General features: G+C 74.3%; 12 protein-coding genes and 1 riboswitch. Of the genes, 9 read left to right on the forward strand and 3 right to left on the reverse strand.

The genetic code is table 11. The features are described 5' to 3' along the window. Positions 1-174 precede the first annotated feature (174 nt). Positions 175-259: riboswitch (cobalamin riboswitch) on the forward strand. Positions 260-415: 156 nt separating this feature from the next. From AC07GB_RS24800 to AC07GB_RS24820, 5 genes are all read left to right on the forward strand, one after another. Continuing rightward, entirely contained in the window at positions 416-1,372 is a 957-nt protein-coding gene (locus AC07GB_RS24800; protein WP_478848947.1) for a cobalamin biosynthesis protein, read from the forward strand. Then, positions 1,369-2,877: a cobyric acid synthase gene (locus AC07GB_RS24805; protein ID WP_478848949.1), complete on the forward strand. Its 1,509-nt coding sequence runs from the start codon at positions 1,369-1,371 to the stop codon at positions 2,875-2,877. The genes AC07GB_RS24800 and AC07GB_RS24805 overlap by 4 nt, the downstream gene beginning before the upstream one ends. A gap of 180 nt (positions 2,878-3,057) precedes the next feature. Then, positions 3,058-5,079 carry a putative cobaltochelatase gene (locus tag AC07GB_RS24810; RefSeq protein WP_478848951.1) on the forward strand — a complete coding sequence of 674 codons (2,022 nt, stop codon included), beginning with the start codon at positions 3,058-3,060 and terminating at the stop codon, positions 5,077-5,079. Continuing rightward, a complete protein-coding gene (cobO, locus tag AC07GB_RS24815; protein WP_478848953.1) occupies positions 5,079-5,687 on the forward strand; it encodes a cob(I)yrinic acid a,c-diamide adenosyltransferase in 609 nt (202 codons plus the stop codon). Before AC07GB_RS24810 ends, cobO begins: the two co-directional genes overlap by 1 nt. Then, positions 5,681-7,033 carry a cobyrinate a,c-diamide synthase gene (locus tag AC07GB_RS24820; RefSeq protein WP_478848955.1) on the forward strand — a complete coding sequence of 451 codons (1,353 nt, stop codon included), beginning with the start codon at positions 5,681-5,683 and terminating at the stop codon, positions 7,031-7,033. Before cobO ends, AC07GB_RS24820 begins: the two co-directional genes overlap by 7 nt. 34 nt (positions 7,034-7,067) lie before the next feature. Here the strand turns inward: AC07GB_RS24820 and AC07GB_RS24825 are convergent, their stop codons facing one another. Next, entirely contained in the window at positions 7,068-7,796 is a 729-nt protein-coding gene (locus AC07GB_RS24825; RefSeq protein ID WP_478848957.1) for a ZIP family metal transporter, read from the reverse strand. A gap of 138 nt (positions 7,797-7,934) precedes the next feature. Between AC07GB_RS24825 and cobC the strand changes: the two genes are divergently transcribed. Next, positions 7,935-9,539, forward strand: coding sequence for an Rv2231c family pyridoxal phosphate-dependent protein CobC (gene cobC / locus AC07GB_RS24830; RefSeq protein ID WP_478848959.1), 1,605 nt, complete (start codon positions 7,935-7,937; stop codon positions 9,537-9,539). 599 nt (positions 9,540-10,138) lie between these two features. Here the strand turns inward: cobC and AC07GB_RS24835 are convergent. Beyond that, positions 10,139-11,065 carry an SCO1860 family LAETG-anchored protein gene (locus AC07GB_RS24835; protein WP_478848961.1) on the reverse strand — a complete coding sequence of 309 codons (927 nt, stop codon included), beginning with the start codon at positions 11,063-11,065 and terminating at the stop codon, positions 10,139-10,141. Between the two features lie 361 nt (positions 11,066-11,426). Beyond that, positions 11,427-12,515 (reverse strand): amidohydrolase family protein, encoded by a 1,089-nt coding sequence (locus tag AC07GB_RS24840; RefSeq protein ID WP_478848962.1) that lies wholly within the window; start codon positions 12,513-12,515, stop codon positions 11,427-11,429. Positions 12,516-12,612: 97 nt separating this feature from the next. On the opposite strand from AC07GB_RS24840, the gene AC07GB_RS24845 reads away from it, so the two are divergent. The 3 genes from AC07GB_RS24845 to ectB all read left to right on the forward strand — a co-directional run bounded on the left by AC07GB_RS24845 (position 12,613) and on the right by ectB (position 16,126). After that, positions 12,613-13,716, forward strand: a complete 1,104-nt coding sequence (locus tag AC07GB_RS24845) for a pyridoxal-phosphate-dependent aminotransferase family protein (RefSeq protein ID WP_478848964.1) — start codon at positions 12,613-12,615, stop codon at positions 13,714-13,716. Between the two features lie 439 nt (positions 13,717-14,155). Further along, a complete protein-coding gene (ectA, locus tag AC07GB_RS24850; RefSeq protein WP_478848966.1) occupies positions 14,156-14,713 on the forward strand; it encodes a diaminobutyrate acetyltransferase in 558 nt (185 codons plus the stop codon). Between the two features lie 141 nt (positions 14,714-14,854). Next, positions 14,855-16,126: a diaminobutyrate--2-oxoglutarate transaminase gene (gene ectB / locus AC07GB_RS24855; RefSeq protein WP_478848968.1), complete on the forward strand. Its 1,272-nt coding sequence runs from the start codon at positions 14,855-14,857 to the stop codon at positions 16,124-16,126. The last annotated feature ends 62 nt before the right edge of the window (positions 16,127-16,188 follow it).

Consider the following 16,188-nt stretch of genomic DNA (forward strand, 5'->3'; position numbering starts at 1 on the left):
TCCCGACCCCTCTCTTCCCCACGCAAAAAAAACAAGACGGCGCCCCTCCCCCCCCCCCCCCCCCCCCCCCCCCCCCCCCCCCCCTCGCCGTCGTCTGTTCCGTCGCAGGTCAACCGCGAGTTGACGGGCGCTGAGCGGCGTGGTGGACTGCCGGGGCCAACTACGGCGGCAGCAGAGGAAGTCCGGTGCGAATCCGGCGCGGTCCCGCCACTGTCACCGGTCGGGCGCCCGAGCGCGCCCTCCCGGAAGCCAGGAACTCTCGCCGCCTGTCACGTCGAACCAGGGCGCGGACACCCTGAGTGAGGACACATCGCCATGCGCGGCCGACCGCCGTTCCCTGCCGGGGCTCCCTTCGGGCCGAGCGTTCCCCTGGGCGCTTCGTCCGGCGTCCAGCGCGAGACGGCGGGCTGAACCGATGCGTGCTGCCGATCGCGACTTCGCGTACGGCGCCGCCGCCGGACTCCTCGGTGACCTGCTGCTCGGCGACCCCCGCCGAGGGCACCCGGTCGCCGCGTTCGGGCGGGCGGCGGGAGCCGTCGAACGCGTCCTGTGGCGCGACCACCGGGGCTGGGGCGCGCTGCACACCGCCGTGTGCGCCGGGGGCGCCGTCGCCATGGGCGCCCTCGCCACCGTCGCGGGGCGCCGCTCACGGGCCGCGTCCATCGGTCTGACCGCCGCCGCGACCTGGGCGGTCGTCGGGGGTACCTCGCTCGGCCGGGAGGCGCGGGCCATCGGCGGCGCGCTCGCCGCCGGGGACGTGGACGTCGCCCGGGAGCGCCTCCCCCACCTGTGCGGCCGTGACCCCGAGGCCCTGGACGCGGACGGGATCGCGCGGGCCGTCGTGGAGTCCGTCGCGGAGAACACGTCCGACGCCGTCGTGGGTGCGCTGGTGTGGGGCGCCGTGGGCGGCGTGCCGGGCCTCCTCGGCTTCCGGGCCGTCAACACGCTGGACGCGATGGTCGGCCACCGGTCGCCCACGTACCTGCGGTACGGATGGGCCTCCGCGCGGCTCGACGACGTCGCGGGCTGGCCGGGGGCGCGGCTCACCGGTCTGCTCGCCGTCGCCGCCGGGGGCGCGCCCCGGCGTGCGCTGCGGGCCTGGCGGCGGGACGCGCGCCTGCATCCGAGCCCCAACGCCGGGGTGGTCGAGGCCTCCTTCGCGGGGGCTCTGGGGGTGCGGCTCGGGGGGACGCTGTCGTATGCGGGGCGCGTCGAGGAGCGGCCCGTGCTGAACGGGGAGGGGCGGAGTGTGGTCGTGGACGACATCGAGCGGGCCGTGCGGTTGTCCCGGCGGGTGAGCTGGCTCGCCCTCGGGGTCTCGGTCGGTACGCGCCTGGCCCTCGCGGGGCGGAAGAAGAGGTGGGCCCGGTGAGTGGTGGACTGCTCGTCGCCGGTACGACCTCCGACGCGGGCAAGAGCGTCGTCACCGCGGGGATCTGCCGGTGGCTGTCCCGCAAGGGGGTCTCCGTCGCGCCGTTCAAGGCGCAGAACATGTCGCTCAACTCCTTCGTGACCCGCGAGGGCGCCGAGATCGGGCGGGCGCAGGCCATGCAGGCGCAGGCCGCGCGGGTCGAGCCGTCCGCCCTGATGAACCCGGTGCTGCTCAAGCCGGGCGGCGAGAAGTCGAGCCAGGTCGTCCTCATGGGCAAGCCGGTGGGCGAGATGAGCGCGCGCGGCTACCACGGCGGGCGGCAGCAGGCGCTCCTTGAGACCGTCGTGGGATGCCTGGAGGAGCTGCGGGGCACGTATGACGCCGTGATCTGTGAGGGGGCGGGCAGTCCCGCCGAGATCAATCTGCGACGCACCGACATCGTGAACATGGGGATCGCGCGGGCCGCCCGCTTCCCCGTGGTCGTGGTCGGCGACATCGACCGAGGGGGCGTCTTCGCCTCCTTCTTCGGGACCGTGGCGCTGCTCAGCGCAGCCGATCAGGAGCTGGTGGCGGGGTTCCTCGTCAACAAGTTCCGCGGTGACGTGTCGCTGCTCGAACCGGGCCTCGACATGCTGCGCGGGCTCACCGGCCGTGACACCTTCGGCGTGCTGCCCTTCCGGCACGGGCTCGGGATCGACGAGGAGGACGGCCTGCGGGTGTCGCTGCGCGGCGCCGTCCGCGAGTCCGTCGTCGCGCCGCCGCACGGCGACGACGTGCTGCGGGTCGCCGTGTGCGCCGTGCCGCTGATGTCCAACTTCACGGACGTGGACGCGCTCGCCGCCGAACCGGGCGTCGTGGTGCGGTTCGTGGACCGGGCCGAGGAGCTGGCCGACGCCGACCTCGTCGTCGTACCGGGCACGCGCGGCACCGTGCGCACCCTGGCGTGGCTGCGCGAGCGCGGGCTCGCGGACGCTCTCGCGCGCCGGGCGGCGCAGGGGCGACCGGTGCTCGGCGTCTGCGGCGGCTTCCAGGTGCTCGGCGAGCACATCGAGGACGACGTGGAGTCCCGCGCCGGGGCCGTCGACGGGCTCGGGCTGCTGCCTGTGCGCGTACGGTTCGCACGCGAGAAGACCCTGGCACGGCCCGTCGGGGAGGCCCTCGGCGAGCGCGTCGAGGGGTATGAGATCCACCACGGCGTCGCCGAGGTCCTCGGGGGCGAGCCGTTCCTGGACGGCTGCCGGGTCGGCGAGGTGTGGGGCACGCACTGGCACGGCTCCCTGGAGAGCGACCCGTTCCGGCGGCGCTTCCTCACCGAGGTCGCCCGCGCGGCCGGGCGCCGCTTCGTGCCCGCGCCGGACACGAGTTTCGCGGCGCTGCGCGAGGAGCAGCTGGACCTGCTCGGCGACCTGATCGAGGAGAGCGCGGACACGGACGCGCTGCTGCGGCTCATCGAGAACGGGGCGCCTGCCGGGCTGCCCTTCATCGCGCCGGGGGCGCCCTCGTGACGGTCCGTCCCCGCACCGAACGAACCCCGCATGCGCGGGGAGCACAGCAGCAGTTCCACGAGGTGATCGTGCAGCAGTGGACCATCCCCGCAGCAGTGGGGAGCACTCGCTCATACTGTGCGCCACGCCTCCTTCGCTGCACGACTACCGGCATGAATCGCACGAAGGAGTGATCCGCGTATGAGTACCCCCTACCCGTTCAGCGCTCTCGTCGGTCAGGACGACCTAAGGCTCGCCCTCCTGCTCAACGCCGTATCACCCCAGGTGGGCGGCGTCCTTGTCCGTGGCGAGAAGGGCACGGCGAAGAGCACGGCCGTCAGAGCCCTCTCAGCTCTGCTGCCCGAGGTCGGCATCGTGGCCGACTGCCGCTTCTCCTGCGATCCCTTCGCACCCGACCCCGGATGTCCCGACGGACCTCACGAGCCCGGAGTCGGAGTCTCACGCCCCGCACGGATGGTCGAACTGCCCGTCGGCGCGTCCGAAGACCGGCTTGTCGGGTCCCTCGACATCGAGCGGGCCCTCGCAGAAGGCGTCAAGGCGTTCGAACCCGGGCTGCTGGCCTCGGCGAATCGCGGCATCTTGTACGTGGACGAGGTCAATCTGCTGCATGACCATCTGATCGACCTCTTGCTCGACGCCGCCGCCATGGGCGCCTCGTACGTCGAGCGGGAGGGCGTCTCCGTGCGGCACGCCGCGCGGTTCCTGCTCGTCGGGACGATGAACCCCGAAGAGGGCGAGCTGCGGCCGCAGTTGCTCGACCGGTTCGGGCTCACCGTGGAGGTCGCGGCCTCGCGCGAGGCCGACCAGCGCGTGGAGGTCGTGAAGCGGCGCCTTGCGTACGACGACGACCCCGAGGGTTTCGCGGGGCGCTGGGCCGAGGACGAGGCGGCCGTGCGGGCGCGCATCGTGGCCGCGCGGGCGCTGCTTCCCCGGGTGCGGCTCGGCGACGGCGTGCTGCGGCAGATCGCGGCGACCTGTGCGGCCTTCGAGGTGGATGGCATGCGCGCGGACATCGTGATGGCGCGCACGGCGACCGCGCTCGCGGCGTGGGCGGGGCGCGAGGACGTGCTCGCCGAGGACGTGCGGCAGGCCGCGCTGCTCGCGCTTCCGCACCGGCGGCGGCGCAACCCGTTCGACGCGCCCGGCCTCGACGAGGACAAGCTCGACGAGACCCTGGACGAGTTCGGCGACGACGGTGACGGCGACGGTGACGACCCGGGCCCCGACGGCGGCGGTGGCGGTGGCGTGCCGCCGCAGGACCAGGGGCCCGACGCGCCCGCCGAGGGCGGCGCGCCCGCTCCGGGCGAGGCCTCCGACGGCGGTCAGCCGCAGGGGGCCGGGGCCGGTGAACAGCAGCCGGTGCGGGCGGCCGAGCCGTTCCGCACGAAGGTCCTGAGCGTGCCCGGGCTCGGGGACGGCGCGGCCGGGCGGCGCTCGCGGGCGCGCACCGAGCACGGCAGGACGACGGGCTCCCGGCGGCCCCGGGGGGCCCTGACGAAGCTGCACCTGGCGGCGACCGTGCAGGCCGCGGCGCCGTACCAGCGGGCGCGCGGCCGGGCCGGGCGCGGTCTCGTCGTGCGCAGGGACGACCTGCGGCAGGCCACCCGCGAGGGCCGCGAGGGCAACCTCGTGCTCTTCGTGGTGGACGCCTCCGGGTCGATGGCGGCGCGCAAGCGCATGGGCGCCGTGAAGGGCGCCGTGCTCTCGCTGCTCCTCGACGCCTACCAGCGGCGGGACAAGGTGGGGCTCGTGACGTTCCGCGGGTCGGCCGCCGATGTGGCGCTGCCGCCCACGTCGTCCGTGGACGCCGCGGCCGCGCGTCTGGAGTCCCTGCCCACGGGCGGGCGTACGCCGCTCGCGGCCGGGCTGCTCAAGGCCCACGAGGTGCTGCGGATCGAGCGGCTGCGGGATCCCGCGCGGCGGCCCCTGGTCGTGGTGGTGACGGACGGCCGGGCCACGGGAGGGCCGGAACCTGTGGCGCTCGCCGGGCGGGCCGCCCGGCTCTTCGCGGCCGAGGGGGTCGCCTCGGTGGTCGTGGACTGCGAGGCGGGCCCGGTGCGCCTCGGGCTCGCCGGGCAGCTGGCCGGTGAACTGGGCGGCACGGCCGTGACGTTGGACGAACTGCGGGCGGACAGCATCGCCGGTCTCGTACGGGACGTGCGGGCGGGTACGGGCGGTTCAAACGAGAGGAAGGTCGCGTAATGCCGAAGGGACAGCCGAGCGTGGTGCCGGAGGACGGCCTGACGACACGTCAGCGCCGGAACCGGCCGCTGGTGATGGTGCACACGGGCGTCGGCAAGGGGAAGTCCACGGCCGCGTTCGGGATGGCGCTGCGCGCCTGGAACCAGGGCTGGCCGGTGGGGGTGTTCCAGTTCGTCAAGTCGGCGAAGTGGAAGGTCGGCGAGGAGAACGCGCTGAAGGTCCTCGGGGCCAGCGGCGAGGGCGGCCGCGTCGACTGGCACAAGATGGGCGAGGGCTGGTCGTGGATCCAGCGGGAGCCCGCCGCGGGCGAGCAGAGCCACGAGGAGAAGGCGCGCGAGGGCTGGGAGCAGGTCAAGCGGGACCTGGCGGCCGAGACGTACAAGTTCTACGTCCTCGACGAGTTCGCGTACCTGCTGCACTGGGGGTGGGTGGACGTGGACGAGGTCGTCGCGGTCCTCCGGGACCGGCCCGGCACCCAGCACGTGGTGATCACGGGGCGCAACGCTCCGGAGAAGCTGGTGGAGTACGCCGACCTCGTCACCGACATGTCCAAGGTCAAGCACCCGATGGACGCCGGTCAGAAGGGCCAGCGGGGCATCGAGTGGTAGCACGTCTCGTCATCGCGGCGCCGTCCTCCGGGAGCGGCAAGACGACCGTCGCGACCGGGCTCATGGCGGCCTTCACCCAGGCGGGGCTCGCCGTCTCGCCGCACAAGGTCGGGCCCGACTACATCGACCCCGGGTACCACGCCCTCGCCACCGGGCGCCCCGGGCGCAACCTCGACGCCTATCTGTGCGGGCCCGGCCTGGTGGGGCCGCTGTTCGCGCACGGTGCCGCGGGGTGTGACCTCGCGGTCGTCGAGGGCGTGATGGGGATGTTCGACGGGGCGGCGGGGCAGGGCGAGCTGGCGTCCACCGCGCACGTCTCCAAGCTCCTTCGGGCGCCGGTGGTCCTCGTCGTGGACGCCTCCTCGCAGTCCCGGTCGGTGGCCGCGCTCGTGCACGGCTTCGCGTCCTGGGACCCTCGGGTGCGGCTCGGCGGGGTGATCCTGAACAAGGTGGGCTCCGACCGCCACGAGGAGCTGCTGCGCGAGGCCCTCGACTCCTCCGGGGTGCCGGTGCTCGGCGCCCTGCGGCGGGCTCCTCAGGTGCGGGCGCCGTCCCGGCACCTGGGCCTGGTGCCGGTCGCCGAGCGGCGGGCCGAGGCCGTGGCGTCCGTGGCGGCGCTCGCCGAGCAGGTGCGCGAGGGGTGCGACCTGGAGGGGATCCTGGCGCTCGCGCGGAGCGCGGGGGCCTGGGCCGGGGACGCGTGGGACCCCGGGGCCGGTGCCGGGCGGGGCCGGCCCGCGGGGCGGCCCGTGGTCGCCGTGGCGGGCGGGGCCGCGTTCACGTTCTCCTACGCCGAGCACGCCGAGCTGCTCACGGCCGCCGGGGCCGACGTCGTCGGCTTCGACCCGCTGCACGACGAGCGGCTGCCCGAGGGCACCGCGGGCCTCGTCATCGGGGGCGGGTTCCCCGAGGTGTACGCGCCGGAGCTGTCCGCCAACGAGCCGCTGCGCGAGGCCGTGGCCGCGCTTGCGGAGAGCGGGGCGCCGGTCGCCGCCGAGTGCGCCGGGCTGCTGTACCTCACCCGGGAGCTGGACGGAAAGCCGATGTGCGGGGTGCTCGACGCCCGGGCGTCGATGGCGGAGCGCCTGACCCTCGGCTACCGGGAGGCGGTGGCGGTGTCCGACAGCGTCCTCGCCCCGGCGGGGACGCGACTGCGCGGCCACGAGTTCCACCGCACCGTCGTCGCGCCGGGCGCGGGCCCGGCGCCCGCGTGGGGCCTGCACACTCCCGAACGGCGGGTCGAGGGCTTCGTGCGACGCGGAGTCCACGCGAGCTATCTGCACACGCACTGGGCCGCGGAGCCGGGGATCGCCCGCCGGTTCGTGGAGAGGTGTGCCGCGGGATGAGCCGGGGCGGGCGGGCGCGTCGGCCCCGTGCGGCTCACTCCGCCAGGCCGACCACCAGCCAGATGAACCCGGCGCCCGCCACCGTGCACAGGAGCGTGGAGCGCGCCGGGTGGTCGTGGTGCGCCTCCGGCAGGATCTCGGCGGCGGCGAGGTACAGGAGCGCGCCGCCGAAGAAGCCGAGATATCCGCCGAGCAGTTGCTCCGGAATGGTGAACAGGAGCGTCGAGGCCGCGCCCACGACAGGGGCGACGGCGTCCGCGAAGAGCATCGCCACCGCCCGGCGGCGGGCGTTCCCGTACAGCTTCGTGATCGTGTACGTGTTGAAGCCGTCGGCGAAGTCATGGGCGATGACGGCGAGCGCGACGGCCGCGCCCATGCCGCCGCCCACCTGGAAGGCCGCGCCGATCGCGACGCCGTCCATGACGCTGTGCCCGACCATCGCGGCCGCTGCCGTCAGACCCACCTCCGGCACCCGGCCGCCGTGCTCCGCCCCGCCGTGCGCCGCCTGCCGCAGCGCGAGGAGGCGCTCCACCACATGCGCGAACAGGAAGCCCGCGACCGCCAGGAGCAGCGCCGCGGGCACCCCGAACACCGGCCCGCCGGCCGCCTCCAGGGCCTCCGGCAGCAGATCGAGCCCGACCACGCCGAGCATCAGGCCGCCCGCGAGGCCGAGCACCAGATGCCGCCGGTCGGTGACCCGCCCCGCCGTCCAGCCGCCTACCAGGGTCATCACGAACGCGCCGAGCGCCACGAACACCGCCATGCGCCCTTGCTAGCGGATCGGCCCGGCGACCGCTAACCGGTGCCTCGGCGCACCACCCGTGCGGGCGCACCTGTTCTTGGCCTTTCACCTTCCACTGTCCGTTCTCTGCTTTTCGCTTTTCGTAGGAGAGGAGCCGCCATGAGGGACCGTGCCCCCGAGCCCGGCGACCGGGGCGCCGGGCCGCGGCCGTCCGCCGCCGTCGTCGTCGGGGTCGGCGCTCGCGGGGGCGTCCCGGCCGCGGAGGTGCTGGGCCTCGTACGGGAGTGTCTGCGCGACGCGGGACTCTCGCCGCTGTCCGTACGGGAGTTGGCCACGGTCGACACCAAGCGGGACGAGCCCGGGGTCGCCGGGGCCGCGGCACGGCTCGGGGTGCCGCTGGTGACGTACCCGGCGGACGAGCTGGCCCGCGTCGCGGTACCGAACCCGTCGGGCGCAGCGCTCGCCGCCGCCGGTACGCCGTCCGTGGCGGAGGCCGCGGCCCTCGCGCGGGGTGGTGAACTCCTGGTCCCCAAGCGGAAGTCGGCGGGGGTGACGTGTGCGGTGGCGCGCCCGCCAGGGCCCGTGCCCCTTCGGACTCCCCCTCCCCCTCCCCCTCCCCCTCCCCCTCCCAATCCGACTCCGACTCCGACTCCGACTCCGACGAAAGGCACCGTCATCACGGCCATGGACTTGAGCACGGTCACCACGGCGGCCGGGGCCGCGGGCGGCGACGTCGATCTGCGGCACCACGGCGACGCGGAGGTGCGCGGGCGCGGCGACCTCGTCGACCTGGCCGTCAACGTCCGCTCCGACACGCCTCCTTCCTGGCTGAAGCAGCACATCGCCGCCTCGCTCGACGGCCTCGCCGCCTACCCGGACGGCCGGGCCGCACGGGCCGCCGTGGCGGCCCGGCACGGCGTCGAGCCGGAGCGGGTGCTGCTCACCGCCGGCGCCGCCGAGGCGTTCGTGCTGATCGCGCGGGCGCTGCCGGTGCGGCGGCCGGTGGTGGTGCATCCGCAGTTCACCGAGCCGGAGGCGGCGCTGCGGGACGCCGGGCACACGGTGGGGCGGGTGCTGCTGCGGGCCGCGGACGGCTTCCGGCTCGACCCCGCGGCGGTCCCCGACGACGCGGACCTCGTCGTCGTCGGCAACCCGACCAACCCGACGTCGGTGCTGCACCCCGCCGCCGACCTCGCCCGCCTCGCCCGGCCGGGGCGGGTGCTGGTGGTGGACGAGGCCTTCATGGACGCGGTGCCCGGTGAGCGGGAGGCGCTCGCCGGGCGCGTCGACGTGCCCGGGCTCGTGGTCCTGCGCAGCCTCACCAAGACGTGGGGCCTCGCCGGGCTGCGCATCGGGTACGTCATCGCCGGGCCGGACACCGTCCGGGCCCTGGAACGGGCACAGCCGCTGTGGCCGGTGTCGTCGCCCGCCCTCGCGGCGGCCGAGGCCTGTGTGGCGCCGCGCGCGCTCGCCGAGGCGGGGCATGTGGCGCACCGGGTCTCCGTCGAGCGGCAGCACCTGGTGGCCGGGTTGCGGGCGCTGCCCGGGGTGGAGGTGGCGGGTCCTGCCGAGGGGCCCTTCGTCCTGGTCCGGATGGCCGGGGCGGCGACCGTCGTACGGGAACGGCTGCGGGAGGAGGGCTTCATGGTGCGGCGCGGCGATACGTTTCCTGGCCTGGGGCCTGACTGGATGCGGGTCGCGGTGCGTGACCGGGCCACCACGGAGGCCTTCCTCCGGGCCCTCCCGAAGGCCCGGCCCCGCTGACGCGGGGGCCTCTCCCACCCACCCGCCCGTTCCTGGGCACCACAAGGCCGAGCCCCCACCCCGCCGCTCCGCGGCGGCCCCTCCCCACCCGCCCACCCCTCACTCGGCACCTCCCAGCCCAGCCTCAAACCCCGCCGCTCCGCGGCGACTCCTGCCCACCCGCCCACCCCTCACTCGGCACCTCCCAGCCCAGCCTCAAACCCCGCCGCTCCGCGGCGACTCCTGCCCACCCGCCCACCCGTTCGCTCGGAACTGGACAGCGCGGGTGCCGAGCAACGGGCGGCTCAGCCGGGAAGTGCCCAGGAACGGGCGGGCGGGTGGGAAAAACCGCCGCGAAGCGGCGGAGGCAGGGCCCGGCCGGGAGGCGCCGAGCAACGGGCGGCTCAGCCGGGAAGTGCCCAGGAACGGGCAGGCGGGTGGGAAAAACCGCCGCGAAGCGGCGGGGGCGGGGTCCGGCCGGGAGGTGCCGAGCAGCGGGCGGCTCAGCCGGGAGGTGCGCAGGGACGGGCGGGCGGGTGGGGAAGGCCCCGCCCGGGCAGGGGCAGGCAGGGGGCGCTTCCGACGGGCCCGGGGGCCGGTCCGAGGCGCCCCCGCCAGGGTCAGCGGCGGCGAGTGTAGGCCAGAACCCCGCCTCCGCCCAGGAGGAGGACCACCGCCCCGCCGGCCACGTAGGGCGTCAGGGAGGAGCCCCCGGTCTCCGCTAGGTCGTCACCCTCCTCCCGAGGAGCCTCCCGCTTCACGGCGACCGGCTCGGCCGGCTTCGCGCCCCGCGGCTCGGGCAGCGGCTTGGCCGCGGGCCCGGGAGCCGCACAGGTCGCCCCCGCCAGGGTCACCGTGCCCTTGACCGCGGCGACGCCGAGCTTCAGCGGGTCGACGGACACGTTCAGGCGGAGCGCGGTCGCGGCGGCCGTACGGGAGGTGGTGCGCGTCGAGGACACATCGAGGCGGACCTCGCCGACGCCGGGGACGGACACCTGGGTCGTACCGGCGGACTTGACGGCGACCTTCTTGCCGAGCACGGTCACGCCGCCGAGGAACGTCGACGAGGCGACGGGCCGCTTGCCCGCCGCGCACACGGCCTTGGAGGTGACCTGGTCGAGTTCCACGAGCGGGAGGAGCGGCAGGCCGGGCACGTGCACCTTGGCGCGGGCGACGTTGCTGTAGCCCTCGGCGGTGCCGCCCTTGACGGTGGCGTGCGAGGTGGCGACGTCGGCGCGGAGCACGCTGAACGGCTGCCCGCCCTCGACGCCGTCGAGCTTGGCGGTGAGGGTGGTGCGGCTGGCGCTCGCGGGCGCGCTCACGTCGTTCAGGGCGACGTCGAGCGGTGCCCGTACGGTCTTGTTGAGCAGGGAGACCTCGAGGCCGGTGCGGAGCACGACGGCTCCGGCGCGGCCGCCTCGGTGGTCGTCCGTCGCGTGCGCGGTGCCCGCGGTGCCGAGCGCCGCGGGACCGGCGGCGACCACCGTGGCGGCGGCGAGCGCGCCGATGCGGCGCGTGGGCAGGCGGCGGAAGGCGTTGCTGGTCAAGGTGGTGGAACCCCCACATGAGTCATGAAGGCGCCGCCGCGCACGCCACACGGGGACATCGCGTGCGCGGGGCGCCACTGATGCCGGTGTGCGCCGGGAGGCGCCGCCGACTCCGGCATCTTTACGCACTGAGAGTGAACGGGCAGCAACCTGGCGTGAGTTCACTCCATCGGGAGGTTTCCGCCCCTGCTTTCGAATCGGCTGACACGGGCGTTCCCCGCTGCCCCGGGCATCACGCGGGCCCGCGGTCCGTGGAGCGCGGCGGCACGCGGCGGAAGCGGGGAACAGCGAAGGACAACGACCCGGCCGCCTCGTCCGTCACCGTCCGTCAACACCGCGCCCGGTGCGTCGCCTCGCGCCGTCAGCCCACGATCCGGCCGTCGAGCACCACACGCCGGGGCGAGGTGAGCACCCGTACGTCCGCGCGCGGATCGGCCTCGTACACGACGACGTCACCGGGCGCGCCCTCGACGAGCCCGGGGCGTCCCAGCCAGGCCCGCGCTCCCCAGGTGGTGGCGGAGAGGGCGTCGATCGCGGGGATGCCCACCTTGGTCAGCTCGGCGACCTCGCCGCCGATCAGGCCGTGGGCGAGGGAGCCTCCGGCGTCGGTGCCCGCGAACACCGGCACTCCGGCGTCGTACGCGGCCCGTACGGTGTCGTAGCGGCGCTCGTGGAGGCGGCGCAGATGGTCCGCCCACTTCGGGAACTTCTTCTCGCCGCCGGCGGCGAGCTGGGGGAACGTCGCGATGTTCACGAGGGTCGGCACGATCGCGACCCCTCGCTCGGCGAACAGGGGGATGGTGTCCTCGGTCAGGCCCGTGGCGTGCTCGACGCAGTCGATGCCCGCCTCGACGAGGTCGCGCAGCGAGTCCTCGGCGAAGCAGTGCGCGGTGACGCGGGCGCCGAGCCGGTGCGCCTCGGCGATCGCCTCCTGGACGGCGCCGCGCGGCCAGCACGCCGCGAGGTCGCCCTCCTCGCGGTCGATCCAGTCGCCGACGAGCTTGACCCAGCCGTCGCCGCGGCGGGCCTCCCGCGCGACGTAGGCGGTGAGGTCGCCGGGCTCGATCTCGTGCGCGTAGTTGCGGATGTAGCGGCGGGTGCGGGCGATGTGGCGGCCCGCCCTGATGATCTTCGGCAGGTCCTGGCGGTCGTCGATCCAGCGGGTGTCGGACGGCGAGCCCGCGTCGCGCAGGAGCAGCGCGCCCGCGTCGCGTTCGGTGAGGGCCTGCTTCTCGGCCTCCTCGGCCGGGACGGCCCCGTGCGCGTCGAGGCCCACGTGGCAGTGGGCGTCGACGAGGCCGGGCAGCGCCCAGCCCTCGACCGTCACCGCCTCCCGTGCCGCGGGGCGTTCGAACGTCACGCGCCCGCCGACCACCCACATCTCGTCCCGTACGTCCTCGGGCCCGACGAGCACCCGCCCCTTCACGTGCAGCACCGCGTGATCGCTCATGGACAGCAGCTTAGGAGGCGTCGGACCTGACCGGGGGTGCTCGGTAGGCTCGGACGAGCCATCCGTCCCGACGCAGCGCGAAGTGAGCCGAAGCACCATGACACACCCCCTTCTCGACCTGGCGCCGCTGAGCGCCGCGCACTTCGCCGCCATCGAGGACCGCGTCGCCCGGCTCCTGGACACCCGGCAGGACGTGGTGATCACGCAGGGCGAGGCGCTCCTCCCGCTGGAGGGCTGCATCCGGGGCGCCGCGCGGCCCGGCACCACCGCCCTGAACGTGATCACGGGCCCGTACGGGCAGACCTTCGGGGACTGGCTGCGCGACTGCGGGGCGACGGTGGTCGACCTCGCGGTGCCCTTCCACACGGCGGTCACCGCGGCGCAGGTCGAGGAGGCCTTCGCCGCGCACCCCGGGATCGACTTCGTGTCGCTCGTGCACGCCGAGGCGGCGACCGGCAACACCAACCCGGTCGCGGAGATCGGTGAGGTCGTGCGCGCGCACGGCGCCCTGTTCATGCTGGACGCGGTGGCGTCCGTGGCGGCCGAGCCGCTGCTTCCGGACGCCTGGGGCGTGGACCTGTGCGTGATCGGCGCACAGAAGGCCATGGGCGGGCCCGCGGGCGTGTCCGCGGTGTCGGTGAGCGAGCGGGCCTGGGAGCGGATGGCCGCCAACCCGCAAGCCCCGCGCCGCTCGTACCTGTCGCTCCTCGACTGGAAGCAGCGCTGGATCGACGGCGGCCGCAAGGCCCTCCTGCACGCGCCCGCGCAGCTGGAGATGCTCGCCCTGGAGGCGTGCCTGGAGCGGATCGAGTCGGAGGGTCTGGACGCGCTGACGGCCCGGCACGCGACGGCCGCGGCGGCGACGCGGGCGGGCGCGCTGGCCCTCGGCGGCGGTCTGGAGCCGTATGTGTACGAGGCTCGGGACGCGGCTCCCGTGGCCACGACGCTGCGCGCCCCGCGCGGGGTCGACGCGGGCGACCTGGTGGCCAGGTCCCTCGCGGCCGACCCGGTGCTTCCGCTGGTCGCGGGCGGTGGGGCGCTCGCGAAGGAGATGATCCGGGTCAACCACTACGGCCCGGACGCCACCCGTGGCGTGGTGCACGCCTCCCTCGCCGCGCTCGGCGCCGCGATGGGTGAGCTGGGCCTCGCGGTGGACCTGGAGGGGGCCCGCCGCGCGGTCACTCAGGCCTGGCAGGCCTGACCCGGCCCCGGGGCCCCGCTCCCCGGTCGCGTCCCCACTTCGCCCACCCGCCCCCGGACCGGGGCGGGTGGGCGAAGCGCGGCCACCGGCGCATTGCCCGCGAGCGACCACCATGGCATTTATTCGGGGTTTTGCGGGACGCTTTTCAGGTCCCTTTAACGCGGCCTTCATGAATTCCTTACGAGAATAGCTTCCCGTATTCTTCTGCCCGCTTTCCCCACTCCTAAACACTAGGATTTCGTCAGCACGAATCGTGGCCATGCGAGGCTGTGACGCACTCCACATCGTGCCAGATTTGCCCGAAATAACCTGGGCAAATCACCATAAAGTGTCGGGGTTTCATGCGGGCGTACGCGCCTGCGTGATAACACATATGAGCCCGCCATGTAACCCCTCCCCCCGATGCAATCCCAGAAATTGCTCGGTAAATTCAATCCGCATGACCGCTGCACAAGCCGATCTACCGACCGACCTGCAAGCGAATTACCTCGGAATGCCCGAGGGGCTGCGACTCGACACTCCGGACGTCGTCGACGGCGCCGCGATCTGGCGCCTCGCCCGCGACTCGAAGGTCCTCGACCTCAACTCGTCGTACAGCTATCTGCTGTGGTGCCGCGACTTCGCGGCCACGTCCGTGGTGGCCCGGGACGCCGACGGCGAGCCCGTCGGCTTCATGACCGGCTACGTCCGCCCGGACGCGCCGGACACCCTCGTGGTCTGGCAGACGGCCGTCGACCACGCGCACCGCGGCCGCGGTCTCGCCGGCGCGCTGCTCGACGGGCTGACCGCGAAGGTCGTCGGACCGCGCGGGATCACCACCCTGGAGACGACCATCACGCCGGGCAACACCGCCTCCGAGCGCCTGTTCACCTCGTACGCGCGGCGGCACGGGGCCGGTATCGAGCGCACGGTCCTGTTCGACGCGGCCCACTTCCCCAGCGACGACGACGGGCACGAGCCCGAAGTCCTCTACGCCATCGGGCCGTTGGGCACCTGAGCGGCGGCCCTCCGGCCGCGCGCCCCCGACCACGGCCCGCGGCCTCGGCCCGCTCCACCGCCCGCCCCCCACGCTTCTCCCCCTCACTCCCCCACTCCTCCTCACTCCTCGCACGCCCCTTCATCTCCCAGGAGATTCGCTGTGACCATCACCCAGCCGGACCTGAGCGTCTTCGAGACCCTTGAGTCGGAGGTGCGCAGCTACTGCCGCGGTTGGCCCACCGTCTTCGACCGCGCGCAGGGCAGCCGCATGTACGACGAGGACGGCCATGAGTACCTCGACTTCTTCGCCGGTGCCGGGTCCCTCAACTACGGGCACAACAACCCCGTCCTGAAACGGGCGTTGCTCGACTATCTGGAACGCGACGGCGTCACGCACGGCCTCGACATGTCGACGACCGCCAAGCGCGCCTTCCTCGAGTCGTTCCAGAACCTGATCCTGCGCCCGCGCGACCTGCCGTACAAGGTCATGTTCCCGGGCCCGACGGGCACCAACGCGGTGGAGTCCGCGCTGAAGCTGGCCCGCAAGGTCAAGGGCCGCGAGTCGATCGTGTCGTTCACGAACGCCTTCCACGGCATGTCGCTCGGCTCGCTCGCCGTGACCGGCAACGCGTTCAAGCGGGCGGGCGCCGGCATCCCGCTGGTGCACGGCACGCCGATGCCGTTCGACCAGTACCTCGACGGCAGGACCCCCGATTTCATCTGGTTCGAGCGCCTCCTGGAGGACCAGGGCTCCGGCCTCAACCAGCCCGCCGCCGTGATCGTCGAGACGGTGCAGGGCGAGGGCGGCATCAACGTGGCCCGCGCCGAGTGGCTGCGCAAGCTCGCCGACGTCTGCGAGCGCTGGGACATGCTGCTCATCGTCGACGACATCCAGATGGGCTGCGGCCGCACCGGCGCGTTCTTCTCCTTCGAGGAGGCGGGCATCACGCCGGACATCGTGACGGTCTCCAAGTCCATCAGCGGCTACGGCCTGCCCATGGCGCTCACCCTCTTCAAGCCGGAGCTGGACGTCTGGGAGCCGGGCGAGCACAACGGCACCTTCCGCGGCAACAACCCGGCCTTCGTGACGGCCGCCGCCGCCTTGCAGACCTATTGGTCCGACGGGCCCGCGATGGAGAAGCAGACCCGTGCCCGCGGCGAGCAGGTCGAGCAGACGCTGGTCGCGCTCGTCGACGAGCACCGCGCCGACATCGTCGAGTACCGGGGCCGCGGCCTGGTCTGGGGCATCGAGTTCCGCGACAAGGAGCGCGCGGGCCAGGTGGCCCGGCGCGCCTTCGAGCTGGGCCTGCTCATCGAGACCTCGGGCCCCGAGGGCGAGGTCGTCAAGCTCCTGCCGGCCCTGACCATCACGGCCGACGAACTCGACGAGGGCCTGCGCACCCTGACCCGCGCCGTCCGCGAGACGGCCTGACCCACCCCGCGCGGCCCCCACGGGCCGCGCACCGCCCCACCGAACTCGTACGACCGGCAAGA

The sequence above is a fragment of the Streptomyces sp. NPDC045778 genome, assembly GCF_056431945.1.